This window comes from Streptomyces sp. NPDC001714, assembly GCF_042892755.1.
Taxonomy (GTDB): domain Bacteria; phylum Actinomycetota; class Actinomycetes; order Streptomycetales; family Streptomycetaceae; genus Streptomyces.
Genome location: NZ_JBIAUL010000006.1, coordinates 310,097 through 323,424, shown reverse-complemented (window position 1 = coordinate 323,424; position 13,328 = coordinate 310,097). Strand labels below are relative to the sequence as shown.

The 13,328-nt window shown below is 72.2% G+C and carries 14 protein-coding genes and 1 pseudogene; 7 read left to right on the top strand and 8 right to left on the bottom strand.

Features of this window, described 5'->3' with window-relative positions; translation table 11 throughout:
• Nucleotides 1-15: 15 nt before the first annotated feature.
• Together ACFY0P_RS18290 and ACFY0P_RS18285 are read right to left on the bottom strand one after the other, a co-directional pair.
• Nucleotides 16-429, bottom strand: a complete 414-nt coding sequence (locus ACFY0P_RS18290; RefSeq protein ID WP_388913532.1) for a PPOX class F420-dependent oxidoreductase — start codon at nt 427-429, stop codon at nt 16-18.
• 138 nt (nt 430-567) lie between these two features.
• A complete protein-coding gene (locus ACFY0P_RS18285; RefSeq protein WP_388913529.1) occupies nt 568-1,200 on the bottom strand; it encodes a uridine kinase in 633 nt (210 codons plus the stop codon).
• 170 nt (nt 1,201-1,370) lie between these two features.
• Between ACFY0P_RS18285 and ACFY0P_RS18280 the strand changes: the two genes are divergently transcribed.
• The 3 genes from ACFY0P_RS18280 (at nt 1,371) to ACFY0P_RS18270 (ending at nt 4,488) form a co-directional block, all read left to right on the top strand.
• Nucleotides 1,371-2,072, top strand: a complete 702-nt coding sequence (locus ACFY0P_RS18280; protein WP_388913526.1) for a DUF2293 domain-containing protein — start codon at nt 1,371-1,373, stop codon at nt 2,070-2,072.
• Nucleotides 2,073-2,309: 237 nt separating this feature from the next.
• Nucleotides 2,310-2,789: a DUF1772 domain-containing protein gene (locus tag ACFY0P_RS18275; protein WP_388914152.1), complete on the top strand. Its 480-nt coding sequence runs from the start codon at nt 2,310-2,312 to the stop codon at nt 2,787-2,789.
• Nucleotides 2,790-3,000: 211 nt separating this feature from the next.
• The gene (locus tag ACFY0P_RS18270) at nt 3,001-4,488 is read left to right on the top strand and encodes a glutamate synthase subunit beta (RefSeq protein WP_388913523.1); all 1,488 of its coding nucleotides are present in this window, start codon (nt 3,001-3,003) and stop codon (nt 4,486-4,488) included.
• Between the two features lie 23 nt (nt 4,489-4,511).
• Here the strand turns inward: ACFY0P_RS18270 and ACFY0P_RS18265 are convergent.
• The 3 genes and pseudogenes from ACFY0P_RS18265 to ACFY0P_RS18255 all read right to left on the bottom strand — a co-directional run.
• A pseudogene (locus tag ACFY0P_RS18265) lies at nt 4,512-4,640 on the bottom strand (SAM-dependent methyltransferase); the annotation flags it as partial.
• A 185-nt stretch (nt 4,641-4,825) separates the two neighbouring features.
• A complete protein-coding gene (locus tag ACFY0P_RS18260; RefSeq protein ID WP_388913519.1) occupies nt 4,826-5,101 on the bottom strand; it encodes a DUF397 domain-containing protein in 276 nt (91 codons plus the stop codon).
• Nucleotides 5,102-5,962: a helix-turn-helix domain-containing protein gene (locus ACFY0P_RS18255; RefSeq protein WP_388913516.1), complete on the bottom strand. Its 861-nt coding sequence runs from the start codon at nt 5,960-5,962 to the stop codon at nt 5,102-5,104.
• A 405-nt stretch (nt 5,963-6,367) separates the two neighbouring features.
• Between ACFY0P_RS18255 and ACFY0P_RS18250 the strand changes: the two genes are divergently transcribed.
• The 3 genes from ACFY0P_RS18250 (at nt 6,368) to ACFY0P_RS18240 (ending at nt 9,663) form a co-directional block, all read left to right on the top strand.
• Nucleotides 6,368-7,075 carry an ATP-binding protein gene (locus ACFY0P_RS18250; protein ID WP_388913513.1) on the top strand — a complete coding sequence of 236 codons (708 nt, stop codon included), beginning with the start codon at nt 6,368-6,370 and terminating at the stop codon, nt 7,073-7,075.
• Nucleotides 7,072-7,509, top strand: a complete 438-nt coding sequence (locus tag ACFY0P_RS18245; RefSeq protein WP_388913510.1) for a hypothetical protein — start codon at nt 7,072-7,074, stop codon at nt 7,507-7,509. The genes ACFY0P_RS18250 and ACFY0P_RS18245 overlap by 4 nt, the downstream gene beginning before the upstream one ends.
• 267 nt (nt 7,510-7,776) lie before the next feature.
• Entirely contained in the window at nt 7,777-9,663 is a 1,887-nt protein-coding gene (locus tag ACFY0P_RS18240; protein WP_388914149.1) for an ABC transporter ATP-binding protein, read from the top strand.
• 32 nt (nt 9,664-9,695) lie between these two features.
• Here ACFY0P_RS18240 and ACFY0P_RS18235 read toward each other — a convergent pair whose 3' ends face one another.
• The 3 genes from ACFY0P_RS18235 to ACFY0P_RS18225 all read right to left on the bottom strand — a co-directional run bounded on the left by ACFY0P_RS18235 (nt 9,696) and on the right by ACFY0P_RS18225 (nt 12,210).
• Nucleotides 9,696-9,875: a hypothetical protein gene (locus ACFY0P_RS18235; protein WP_181808251.1), complete on the bottom strand. Its 180-nt coding sequence runs from the start codon at nt 9,873-9,875 to the stop codon at nt 9,696-9,698.
• A 165-nt stretch (nt 9,876-10,040) separates the two neighbouring features.
• Nucleotides 10,041-10,685, bottom strand: a complete 645-nt coding sequence (locus ACFY0P_RS18230) for a DUF899 domain-containing protein (protein ID WP_388913507.1) — start codon at nt 10,683-10,685, stop codon at nt 10,041-10,043.
• Nucleotides 10,686-10,806: 121 nt separating this feature from the next.
• The gene (locus ACFY0P_RS18225; RefSeq protein WP_388913504.1) at nt 10,807-12,210 is read right to left on the bottom strand and encodes an amidohydrolase; all 1,404 of its coding nucleotides are present in this window, start codon (nt 12,208-12,210) and stop codon (nt 10,807-10,809) included.
• 122 nt (nt 12,211-12,332) lie between these two features.
• Between ACFY0P_RS18225 and ACFY0P_RS18220 the strand changes: the two genes are divergently transcribed.
• Nucleotides 12,333-13,289: an endonuclease/exonuclease/phosphatase family protein gene (locus ACFY0P_RS18220; protein WP_388913501.1), complete on the top strand. Its 957-nt coding sequence runs from the start codon at nt 12,333-12,335 to the stop codon at nt 13,287-13,289.
• Nucleotides 13,290-13,328 lie beyond the last annotated feature (39 nt).

The following is a 13,328-nucleotide window of genomic DNA, read 5'->3' as shown; positions in this document are numbered from 1 at the left end:
GCCGCGAGCGGCGCCTCAGGCCGAGAAGGCGACGACCCGGCACGGCACGACCCTGATGATCAGGCGGGTCTCGTCGTCCTTCTCCGCGGGCGGGTCGATGCCGAGGTACTTGTGGGAGAGCTCGTGCGGGAGCCGCTTGTCCTCGTCCGGGAGGATCTCGGCGGTGCCGCGGATCTCGGCCGAGTGGTAGGGGTTGGCCAGATCGAAGACCGTGAGGCTGACGCGGGGGTCACGGCGGAGGTTGCGCACCTTCTGGCGGCCGCCGGTGGAGGAGAACAGCACGGTGTCGCCCTCGCGTTTGATCCAGACCACCGAGTTGTGCGGGGCGCCGTCGGGGCCGAGGGTGGCGACGCTGGCGAAGTTCCTGGCGTCGAGGAGGGCGCGGAGGGAGTCGTCGAAGGTGACGGGAGTGATCGAGGAGGTCGGCATACAGCAAGGGTACTTAGATGCATGTGCATCTAAAAGCGGTTTACCGGATCCTCCGTCCAAGTCGGCGCACGGAACCGCCGGCACCGCTCCCGGACCGCTCCCGCACCGGCCCCACGCCCGCTCCCGCCGCGGGACCGCTCAGCCGCTCCACGCCGGATGCCGCGGATCGTCGGCGCGGACCAGGACGTCGGCCGTGCCGGCGGGATCGGTCTCGGCCGCGTAGCGCTCGAAGGCGGGGAGGGTCCAGTGGTCGGTCTCGGGGGTACGGCGGCGCAGGGCGCCCGGCGAGAGCAGGAGGTGAACGGTCAGGTCGAACGGGAACCAGTGCCGGAGCAGGAGCGGCCCGTGCATCAACAGGAGGCCGCCGGATGGGAGTTGGACGTAGGGGCTGCGGGTGGCGCGGTCGGTGGCCGGGTCCCACAGATCGGGCAGGACGCGGCCGGTCCCGCCGGGGTCGAGGGGGCCGAAGACCTCCCGCCACAGGGCGTTGGTGTCGAACCAGCCGCCGTAGTACGACTCCGCGTCGCGCCGGCCGTGCTCCAGGCGCAGCGAGGCGGGGCGCAGGAATCCCCCGGTGTCCACGACGAGCGACGGCCGGCCCCGTACGCGCAGCGCCTCACCGACACGCTCCGCGAGGTCGCCGGGTCGGGCGGCCGGGGCGCCGTCGAAGGCGATGCGCGGCCAGGCACTCCCATCGGCGGGCTTGAGTTCGACCAGCCGCTCGGCGAGACGCTCGGCGAGCCGGTCCCAGGTGATCGCTTCGAGTCGCACAGGATCATGATGCCGGGTCGGCCGTTCGGGCACGCCGGGGTGGTTCCGGGACCGGGCACAGGTGACCGGTTGGCGTGCCGGGTCGCGAGCCGGGCGCAAGGATGTCGTCGCCGGTCGGCAGGGGGCGCGAACGACGTGAGATCAGTCCCCGGGAAGGGGAAGTACCGCGTATGACACGCCTCGCAACTCCCCCTCACCACGGCGGACTTCTGGTCGTGCAGCCGGTGCGGCACAAGCGGTGTGCGGCGTGCCGACGGGGACCGTTGTCGCTGCTGGTGGTGGAGGACGGGGTGCCGCGGTGCCTCGAGTGCGCCGATCTCGGGCATCTGGTGTTCCTGCCCCGCGGCGACACGGCACTGACCCGGCGGTCGCGGGAGGAGAGCACGCTGTCGGCGGTGGTGGTCCGGTTCAACCGGCGCAAGGGCCGGTACGAGCGGCAGGGCGTCCTGGTCGAGGAGGCCGCGCTGGCCCGGGCCGAGGCGCGGTGCCTGGCCGACGCCGAGGCACGGCGGCGGCGCCGGGCACGGGACGCGAAGCGGCGGGCGGCCGGGGACGTACGGTTCACCGAGGCGTTCGCGGCGGAGATCCTGCGCCTGTTCCCGGGCTGCCCGGTGGAGCGGGCCCAGGCGATCGCGGCGCACGCGTCGGTGCGGGGCAGCGGGCGAGTCGGGCGGACCGCGGCCGGGCGGGCGCTGTCGGAGGGGGCCGTGGTCTCTGCGGTGGTCGCGGGGGTACGGCACGTCGACACGCCGTACGACCAGCTGCTGATGAGCGGGGTGCCACGGTACGAGGCGCGGCGGCGGATCGCGCGGACGGTGGAGGCGGTGCTGCGGGAGTGGGAGGCCGGGGTGGAGATCCGCCTGACCGGGTGACGGCGGACAGGGGGCCGGCAAGGCGGTCCCATCCGCCGCGCAGTCCCATCCGCCGCGCGGTGCGGCTTCGCCGCGGGCACAGGCACCGTCGCCCCCGGGTGCCGTTGGGGCTGGTGCTGGGGGGTGATTCCGGCCGGATGTGTATGTGGACGGGCTTCACAGTCATGGGGAGGGGTGGCCGGTGGGCATTGATCTGAAAGGCCGAGGCGTCCAGGGGCGAGAGTGGGTGTGGTGGTCGTGATCGACGGGCCGTATTACGTGCTGGTCCTGTTGGGGGTGCTGGGGGCCGGGCTGGTGGCGGGGGTGTTCTGCGGGTTCTCGACCTTCGTGATGCGCGGGCTGGCCTCGTTGCCGCCGGCGCAGGGCGTCGCCGCGATGAACGCGATCAACCGGGCGGCCCTGACCCCGGTGTTCATGCTGCTGTTCGCGGGGTCGGCGGTGGTGTGCGCGATGATCGCGGTGGTGACGTTCGTGGTGTGGCCGGACGACGGGAAGGTGGAGCTGCTGCTGGGCAGCGGGCTTTATCTGCTGGGTTCGTTCGGGCTGACCGCGATGGCGAACGTGCCCCGGAACGAGGCGCTGGCCAAGCTGGAGCCGGGCACCCCGGAGGCCGTCTCCTACTGGCCGGTGTACGTGCGTGAGTGGACGGTCTGGAACCACGTGCGCACCGTCGCGTCGGCCGCGGCGGCAGTGCTCTATGTACTGGCCCTGTCCTGAGGGAGACGTGGGAGCAAACCGCCCCCCGTCTGGATACAAGCTGGACAGAGGCTGGATCCCGCCTGGCACCCTGCTGGCTCCCCCCTGAGGAAGCCCCGCCAGAAAGCGCTGTCAGCCACTCTGCGGGCGTCACCGAGGAGACGTATCGTGGCCGAAAGAGTGCCGCCCGATGACGCACGGCCTGGGGCAACCGCACGCGAGGAAGACGACCATGGCCGATCCCAAGGGGTTCATGACCACGCCGCGCGAGGAGTGGCCGCGGCGGCCCGTCGAGGAGCGGGTCAGGGACTGGGACGAGGTGTACGTCCCCGGGGCGCTGCTGCCGATCATCAGCAAGCAGGCGGACCGCTGCATGGACTGCGGGGTGCCGTTCTGCCACGACGCGTGTCCGCTGGGCAACCTGATTCCCGAGTGGAACGACCTGGTCTCGCGTGAGGACTGGCGGGCGGCGAGCGACCGGCTGCACGCCACGAACAACTTCCCCGAGTTCACGGGACGGTTGTGCCCGGCGCCCTGCGAGGCGGGATGCGTGCTGGCGATCAACCAGCCCGCCGTCACGATCAAGAACGTCGAGTGCGCGATCGCGGACCACGCCTGGGCGGAGGGGTTCGCCTCGCCGCGGCCGCCGGAGCGGCTGTCCGGGCGGACCGTTGCGGTGATCGGGTCCGGGCCGACCGGGCTCGCGGCGGCGCAGCAGCTGACCCGGGCCGGGCACACGGTCGCCGTGTACGAGAAGGACGACCGGCTCGGCGGGCTGATGCGCTACGGCATCCCGGAGTTCAAGATGGAGAAGCGCCATCTGGAGCGGCGGCTGGGCCAGATGCGGGCCGAGGGGACGAAGTTCCGTACGTCGGTGGCGGTCGGGCGGGACCTGCGTGCGGTGGAGCTGCGGGCCCGGTACGACGCGGTGGTGATCGCGACCGGTGCGACGGCGTGGCGGGAACTTTCGGTGCCGGGCCGGGAGTTGGACGGGATACACCAGGCGATGGAGTATCTGCCGCTGGCCAACCGGGTGTGCGAGGGGGATCTGGCCGAGTCGCCGATGTCGGCGGCCGGGAAGCATGTGGTGATCGTGGGCGGGGGTGACACGGGGGCGGACTGTCTGGGGACGGCGTTGCGGGAGCGGGCCGCGTCGGTGACCCAGCTGGACATCTACGCGCAGCCGGGCGCGGAGCGGGACGAGGACGTCGAGCCGTGGCCGACGTATCCGAAGATCTACCGGCTGTCGGCGGCGCACGAGGAGGCCCGGGACCTGGAGGCCGCGCCGTCGGCGGACGCGGACGCGCGGTTGTTCGCGGCGTCGACGCTTCGCTTCACGGGCGACGCGAGCGGGCATGTGCGGTCGCTGCATCTGGTGGAGGTGGACAAGGCGCGGCTGCCGGTGCCGGGGACCGGGCGGACGCTCCCGGCCGACCTGGTGCTGCTCGCGCTCGGTTTCTCCGGGCCCGACCGGGGGGACGGGCTCATCGACCAGCTGGGGGTGGCGACGGAGCCGCGCGGCACCATCTCCCGGGACGCGGGGTTCGCCACGAACGTGCCCGGCGTGTTCGCCGCCGGGGACGCGGCGCGCGGGCAGTCCCTGATCGTGTGGGCGATCGCCGAGGGGCGGGCGGTGGCCGCGGCCGTGGACCAGTACCTGACAGGGAGTTCGCAACTCCCGTCGCCGATATCGCCGCACGACCGGCCGATGACGGTGTAGGTGCCGAGGCTTATGGCAGGCGCTTATGGCTTGCGCGCCACCGCCCCGTAGCCCGGGATCACCCCGTCGTCCTGTCCCGGTACCGACTCGCCCGGCTCCGGGTGCCAGTGGTGGACCACCGACACACCCGGCTCGACGAGTTCGAGTCCGTCACAGGCCACCGCCGACTTCACCCCGGAGGAGTCGGCGGCGGCCGTCATGCGCGCAGGGTGCGGCTTGCTGGTGTCGATCACGAGGCAGTCCGTAAACGTCTGACGTGGTCGATGATCAATTCAGCACCATTACAAAGAAGTTGAATAAGAAGAAAGAAAAGGTGACAGAAGGAGACAGAGGAGGTTCAGGAGAGCAGGAAGTCCGCCTCCCCCGCCTTGGCACCCTCGATGAAGGCCGTCATCTCGTCCGTGGTGTAGATCAGCGCCGGCCCGTCCGGGTCGGTCGACTGACGGACGGCGATCCGGCCGTCGGCCAGCTTCATCGCCTCCAGGCAGTTGCCCCCGTTGCCGCCGCTCCACGGCTTGTGCCAGCCCTCGCTGCCCAGTTCCCGGGCAGGCATGCCGTTGTAGATCCGCTCGGTGCGGTTCCGCGGCCCGGACTGGGGCTTCATGCGATCCATTCACAGCTCCTTGCGGAGATCCCGGAGGATCTCCTTCGTGCGTTGTGCCGTAGCGGCCTGCGCCGCCATGCGGTCCATGACCTCGAGGTGGGTCGCCACCTCGGTGCGTGCGTCCAGGTAGACGGCGCCGGTCAGGTACTCGCTGTAGACCATGTCCGGCAGTTCGGGCATGGCGAATCGGAACAGCACGAAGGGCCCGTACGTCCCCGGGTGCGGCCCGCCGGAGAACGGGGCGACCTGGAGCGTCACATTGGGCAGCTTCGTGACGTCGAGCAGTCGGTCGATCTGTGCGCGCATCACCTCCGGACCGCCGACCGGGCGGCGCAGGGCGGTCTCGTCCATCACCGCCCAGAAGCGGGGGGCCTCGGTACGGGTGAGCAGTTGCTGGCGTTGCATGCGCAGGGCGACGTGGCGTTCGATCTCCTCCGGCTCGGTCTGGCCGACGGCGCCCGACTTCAGCACCCCCCGCGCGTAGTCCTCGGTCTGCAGCAGCCCGGGCACGAAGTGCGGCTCGTAGGAGCGGATCAGGCTCGCCGCGCCCTCCAGGCTGACGTACATCGAGAACCAGCTCGGCAGGATGTCGTGGAACCGCTGCCACCAGCCGGGCCTGTTGGCCTCCTCGGCGAGCCGGACGAAGAGGTCGGCCTCGTCGTCGGTCACCCCGTAGGCCTTCAGGAGCAGTTGGAGGTACGGGATCTTGAGGCCGACCTCGGCCATCTCCATACGGCGGACGGTGGCGGGCGCCACGCGGAGCACACGGGCGGCCTCCTCACGCTTGAGCCCTGCGCGTTCCCGCAGGTCGAGGAGGCGCCGGCCGAGGACCACCTGGCCCACCGTCGGCGCGGACCGCGGCTCGCTCACGCTCCACCTCCACGAAGTTCCCTGTTTCCTGGCCGGACTCGCCGGCATCCCGGCCGCCACGCACATACGTGGTCACACACAAGCACGGTCACGCACACACGCGGTCACGCACATACAGGTGTCACCCGGCACGCCGACAGCCCAGCGGCGCCATTCGAAGACTCATTCGAAGAACTGACGGAACGACCGGACCGACCAGGGAGACCGAATTGGCCGCAACAGCCGGAACATCCTGTTCGGTCACATCGATCGCATTGGCCGGATCGGTCCGTCGGGTCCTCACTGATCCCAACTGGCGCCGCTCGACATGCTGTTGCGAGCAGTGTGCCACGGCCCTTCACCGCGTCACACAGCACTCTGCATTTTTCAGAGTGACACTTGCCAAGTGTTCACGGCGGGGAGATAGTGGCAAGCGTGATTCCGTCCGCGCCCTTAGGAACAGACGCCGCCGCAGACCGTCTCGGTCTCGGTGCTGATGGGGGTCCTCCCGTGCGAACTCCTTCGAGCGTGGGGGAGGCAGTCGTCCCAGGTGAGGTCACTGCCATGCGCCGGTTCCGGTTCGAGCTGGCCGCTCATCCGGGTTCCCCCGCCCAGGCGAGACGCCTGGTGCGTGCTCGGCTGACCGGCTGGTCGGTCTGCGCGGACACCTGTGACACCGCCGCCCTGGTCATATCCGAGCTGGTCACCAACGCGATCGTGCACACCGCGAGCAGTCGCGTCGTGTGCGAGCTGCACGACCACGACGACACGGTGCGCATAGCCGTGCAGGACGAGGGCTGTTCACCCGACGAGCCCCACCCGTCCCCGCAGCGCCCGGAGGAGGAGCACGGGAGGGGGTTGCTCCTCGTCGAAGCGCTGTGCCAGGCCTGGGGGGCTCAGGAACACGGGCCCGGGCTGCTGGTCTGGGCGGAGCTGTCGCGCCAGACCGACGCCGCCCGGGACACCGTCGAGCCACGCAACGACCTGGGCTGGGGCCCGCGCCCCGCTCCTGGCCCGTCGCACGGTTCGCCCCACGGGCCGGCGCACGCTCCGGTGCCCCGGCCGTCGTCGGGCTCCGGTGCGCAGGGGCGGTCCGAGGCGCTGGGGCCGGTGCCCCGGCGGAGGCAGACGTGAACGGCGCACCCGGCTCCGGCCATTCCCTGGGCCTCGACACGCTGATCCGTCTGAGGCGTGACCGGCGGTCGTCGGCCGCGGGCGGCGCCGACGGGTCGTACCCCGTGCCCGAGGGCATGACGGCACCGCTGGGCTGCGACGCGGTGGCGGTACCGGCGCGGCTCGGGCCGCTGGTGGTACCGCGGTTGCCGCGGGTGGGATGCGTGTACGCCGATGGCACGCACTGGTGGTGGATCGTCCCGTCGGACTCCGACGACGCCCTCACCTGGCCCGTCCCCGCCCGCTACAGCCAGGGCGCCCCGCTCCCCGGCACCGCCCGCCTGATCCACCGCCCCGAGGGCACGGTGCCGTACACCCCGCCGATACCGCTGTACCTCGCCCTGTGCCGGGTGACGGGGACGACACCGGAGTGGTCCCGCCCCCTGAGCGCGTGACGCCGCGCGGCCAGGGCCGACGGCTCCGGCGCACTCCCCCCGTGACTCCGTGCCGCCTCGGCCCGCACCCCTCGCGCACTCCCCCGCGCCCCGCGAGCCTCGTCGCGCGCCCTGCCCGGTGGCGGCTCCGCCCGCGATAGTGGCCGTTCGTCCACGGACACGGTCACGGCCCGGGGGAGGATCGCGGTGAGGAAGAGGCGGGACACGGCGGCGCCCGAGACGTCGGAGTCGGAGCAGCTGCTGTTCGGAGGACCGCTCCGCTACGACATGGGCTGGAGCCAGCACGGGAACGCCTTTCTGGAGCTGGACTTCCGCGCCATGATGACCCGGCTGCCCGGGATGCTCGCGTCCAGCCTGCGGCTGGCCCGGCAGGCGGACGCCGGGGCCGCGCGGATCGTGCTGGCCGCGCAGGTGGGCGTCGGGGTGGCCCAGGCCGTGAGCCTGCTCGCCGTGAACAGCGTGCTGGGCCGGCTGATCGGCACCGGCACCATCGAGGAACGGCTGCGCAGCGCCGCCCCGGCCCTGGCGGTCATGGCCGCCGTCATGTTCCTGGCCGCCCTGCTGCGCGCCGCGTCCACGTACGCCACCGGCCGCCTGGAGCCCAAGGTCGAGCGGGTGGCGACCGAGATGTACCTGGAACGGGCCGCGGCCGTCGAACTCGCCGCCATCGAGGACCACGCCTTCCACAAGCTGCTGGACACCGCGCAGTACGGCGCCTCCTCGGCCCGCCGCATGATCATGTACGGCACGCGCGTGGTGAACGCGATGATCTCGCTGATCACCGCGGCCGGTGTGCTGACCGTGCTGCACCCGGCCCTGCTCCCGCTGCTGATCACGATGACGATCCCGAGCGCCTGGGGCGCCCTGACCAACGCCCGGCGCCGCTACGAGTCGTTCCACACCTGGGTGCAGCACGCCCGCGCCGGCCACCTGATCAGCGCTCTGCTCACCGAGCCGGAGGCGGCGCCGGAGATCCGGGTGCACGGGGTCGGCCCGTTCCTGCTGCGGCACTACCGGGCGATGTCGGAGACGGCGGAGGCGGAGCAGGCCCGGCTGGCCCGGCTCGCGGCCCGTACCGGCCTGATCGCGGCGGCCTGGACCGGCCTCGCGACCGTCGCCACGTACGCGACGCTGGGCGGCCTGCTGCTGAGCGGGGCGATGGCCCTGTCGGTGGCCGGTACGGCGGTGATCGCGATCCGCAGCGGCTCGGCGAGCCTCAACACCCTGGTGCTGGAGATCAACACGCTGCACGAGGAGGCACTGTTCGTGGGCGACCTGGAGCGGCTGTACGTCGAGGCGGCCGAACGGGCGATCCCGGTCGGCGGCGACCCGCTCCCCGACGATCCCCGGGAGATCCGCTTCGAGAACGTCACCTTCACCTATCCGAGCGATCACCCGGGTGATCATCCGGGCGGTGCCCGCCGCCCCGCGCTGGACGACGTGACGCTCACGCTCCCCCTCGGCCGGATCGTCGCCCTGGTCGGCGAGAACGGATCCGGCAAGACCACCCTGGTCAAGCTGCTGGCAGGGCTCTACCAGCCGGACCGCGGCCGCATCCTGTGGGACGGCGTCGACGCGGCCCGCGCCGACCGGCACCGGCTCGCCGAGCGCATCGCCATGGTCGCCCAGGACTTCAAGCGCTGGCCGTTCACCGCCAAGGTCAACGTGGCCGTCGGCCGCTCGTCGGCGCCGCTCACCGACGAACGGCTGGCCGCGTCGGTCGCGGAGGCGGGCGCGGAGGAGGTGGTCGAGGACCTGCCGCGCGGCCTGGACACCCTGCTGGCCCGCAACTTCAGCGGCGGGCACGAGCTGTCCGGCGGCCAGTGGCAGCGGCTGGGCATCGCGCGGGCCGCCTACCGGCGCGGTCACATCCTGATCGTGGACGAGCCGACGGCCGCCCTGGACGCCCGGGCCGAGCTGGAGGTCTTCGAGAAGATCCGCGCGCTGGCGGGCAACGGGCAGACCGTCGTACTGATCACCCACCGGCTGGCGTCGGTCCGCCACGCGGATCTGGTGCACGTCCTGGACCAGGGCCGGGTGGTGGAGTCGGGCACCCCCGACGAACTCCTGGCGAGCGGCGGGGTCTACGCGGAGCTGTACGCGCTCCAGGCGGACCAGTTCACGTCGAAACCGCCGGCCCGCAAAGCCGGTTAGCGGTCCAAGGCCGGTCAGCCCTCAGAAGCCGGTCAGCTCTCGACACCGCCGGTGCCGCGCACGATGACCAGGAACGTGTCCGTGGCCAGATCCATCACGACCTCGGCGGGCAGCCCTTCCAGCCGCCGGGCCTGCGCGAACTCCTCCGCAGGCCATGATCCTCGCGGTCCGCCTGCGGGAAAGCGTTCGAGCACGGTTCGCCCGTTCACCATCCTGCACCTCCAGAAATGCGTCGTACCTGTAGGAGTTAACGCTCTGGAGAACGCGAATGGCTCGCCCGGTGACGCTACTGAGACATACCCGACACACCGTCGGCGCGGACGGTGAGGGTCCGTTGACTTTCGGTTTGCTTTCGGCCACTTCCGTGACCGGCTGTGTCAGTCTTCGTACTCGTCGTGATAGCGGACGCGGTCACTGCCCTCCGGCACCCGGCCGAGGGCCGTCAGGTCGAGCAGGGAGGTGGCCGGACCGAGTCCGTCGAGGCCGCGGCCGTACACCGAGTAGGTGTGGAAGACCCGGTCGTGTTCCCGCAGGAAGCAGCTGATGCCGGGCCTTTCGACCGGTTCGTCGTCCACGACGATGGTCGCCTCGAAGTCACGGTTGAAGTCGCTGTGGCAGGACGAGTACCAGGGCAGCGTCCAGCCCATCCGCGCCTTGAACGGCAGGATCCTGGTGAACGGCGCCCGGGAGACCGCCGCGAACGCGGTGCCGCGCGCCCGCAGATGGGCGAGGTGGCCGACCTGGTCCAGGAAGGCGGCGCAGCAGGGGCAGCCGGCTTCCCACTCGGGGGCGAACATGAAGTGGTGGACGACGAGTTGGGGCCTCCCGTCGAAGAGGTCCAGCAGGCTCGCCTTGCCGTCGCCGCCCTCGAAGACGTACTCGGGGTCCACCTCGACCATGGGCAGCCGGCGCCGCTCGGCGCTCAGCGCGTTCCGCGCCCGCGTGAGCGCCTCCTCCTTGAGCAGTAACTCCGCACGCGCGGCACGCCACCGCTCACGCGAGACGATCTCCGGAAGCGACATGGACCCTCCTGTACAGCGGTCGGTTCCAGGTGGTGACCGCGGGAGGGGAGCGAACTCATCGGTGCGGCCGAGGATTTCTTTCCGTGCCTTCGGCACTCTTGTGGGCCGAGACGCGGGTCCGTCAGGTGTCGTACTCCTGGATGCGCCGTCCGTGTCCGCGGTCGACGAGCCCGGGCAGCCGGTCCGCCAACTCCGCCACGACCGCGGGCACATCGAGGGTGAGCAGCTCGCGGTCGCGCATCAGGACGCGGCCGTCGACGATCGTGGTGCGGACGTCGGCGGAGCGGGCGCTGTGCACCAGGGTGGCGGCGAGGTCGTGGACGGGCTGGGTGTGCGGCCCGGAGATGTCGACGAGGGCGATGTCGGCGCGGCGCCCGGGGGCCAGGCTGCCGATGCCCGCGCCGAGCCCGACGGCCCGCGCGCTCTGCAGCGTGGCGTGGTGCAGGGCCTGCCGGGAGGTCAGCCAGCGCGGATCGCCTTCGCTGGACTTCTGCATCAGCGAGGTCAGCGCCATCGACTCCCACACGTCCAGGGAGTTGTTGGAGGCGGCTCCGTCGGTGGCGAGGCCGACCGGGACGCCCGCGGCGCGCAGGGCGCGGACCGGAGTGGTGGTGGGCCACCCGAACTTGAGGTAGGTGCGGGGCGCGGTCGCCACGGCCGTACGGCCGCCGGTGCGTGCCAGCAGGGGCAGGTCGCGGTCGAGGATGCCGGTGCCGTGGGCGATGAGCAGATCGGTGTCGAGGAGACCGGCGCGGTCCAGGATCTCGACGGGGGTGGCGCCGTGGCGGGCGAGGCTGGTCTCGGTCTGGTCGAGGTTCTCGGCGGCGTGCAGGTGCACGGGCAGGCCGTGCGCGCGGGCGAGTTCGGCGGTGGCGGCGAGGTCGGCGTCGCTGACGGTGTACGGCGCGTGCGGGGCGAGGGCGGTGGTGATGCGGCCGCCGGCCCGCCCCCGGTGCCGCAGCGCGAACTCCGCCGACCGCTCCCGGCCCTCATCGCCCTGCGAAGAGAAGTAGGCCTCCCCCAGATGGGCCCGCAAACCGCACTCGGCGACGACGGCGGCCACCGCGTCCATGTGGAAGTAGTGGTCGGCGAAGCAGGTGACCCCGCCCCGGATCAGCTCGGCACAGGCGAGCCGCGCCCCCAGCTCCACGTCCCGCTGGGTGAGGTTGGACTCGACGGGCCAGACGACGTCGTTGAACCACGCCTCGGTCGGCAGGTCCTCGGCGAGTCCGCGCAGCGCGACCATGGGCGCGTGCGTATGGCAGTTGATCAGCCCCGGCACGGCGACCTGCCCCCGCGCGTCGATCCGCTCGACGGCGTCGACGTCTCCCGGCACGTCGGCGCCTCCCCGTACGCCGACGGACTCGATGATCCCGTCCCGCACGACGATCGAGGCGTCCTCCAGGAAGCCGATCCGCTCCTGGTCGTCGTGGACGAGCGCGGTGCACCCGGTGATGACGAGGTCGGCGGGAGCGGAGCCACGGCCGGCGGAACCGGCGCCGCGATCTGCGGGAGCGGAGCTCATCGCCCCAACGTACGGCAGGGTCCTCGGGCCGCGTGAGCCGAACCGCGCATCCGGTCCGGGCTCTGTCGCGAGGCGCCCCGGACGAGCACGCTGGCGGCATCGTCTCCTGGAAGGAGCCCGGCATGCTCCTGGGCACCTGGAACCTCGAAAACCTGTACCGGCCCGGCAGCCCCTACGGCCCCAGGGACAAGTCCGCCTACGAGGCGAAGCTCGCCGCCCTCGCCGCCGTGATCGGCGCGCTCGACCCGACCCTGCTCGGCGTCCAGGAGGTCGGTGACCCAGACGCCCTGGCGGACCTGGCCGAATTGCTGGGCCCGAGCTGGCGGTTCACCCTCTCCTCGCACCCCGACGGCCGGGGCATCCGGGTCGGCTTCCTGGCCCGTACCGAGCTGACGGTGGCCGCCGACACGGCCGCGTTCCCGGCCGGGCTGCGCCCGGTGCAGACCGACGACTCGGGCGGGACCGCAGCCCAGGCCGGGCGCGGCTTCCTGGCGGTCACGGTCCGGGCGCCGGCCGGACCGCTCACGGTGGCCGTGGCCCACCTCAAGTCCAAGCTCCTGACCTACCCCGGCGACCGCTTCTACCCGCACGACGAGGGCGAACGGGCGCGCTACGGGGCGTACGCCCTCTACCGGCGCGCCGCCGAGGCGACGGCACTGCGGGCGCTGGCGGACGAACTGCTCGCCGGGCAGGGCACGTCCCGCGACGTCGCGGTCCTCGGCGACCTCAACGACGAGGTGCAGGCGGCCACCACCCAGATCCTCCTCGGCCCGCCCGGCTCCGAACTCGGCGCCTCCGGCTACGACCACGCGGACAAGGGCGACGCCGTACGGCTGTGGGACGTCGCCCCGCGGATACCGGCGGAGCAGCGCTACTCCCGCGTCGACTCCGGGCGGCACGAACTGATCGACCACATCCTCCTCAGCCACCGCCTGGTGCACCGCCTGACGGAGGCGGGCACGGGCCTGCCGGGCACCACCGCACCGCCGGACCTGCCGTCGGTGGACGAGGATCCGGCGGACCGGCGCGGGGTCGCGGGCTCGGACCACGCGCCGGTGTGGGCACGGTTCGCGGACTGAGGCCGGGCGCGCCCGCCCATCCCGTGACGGTGCTGGAGG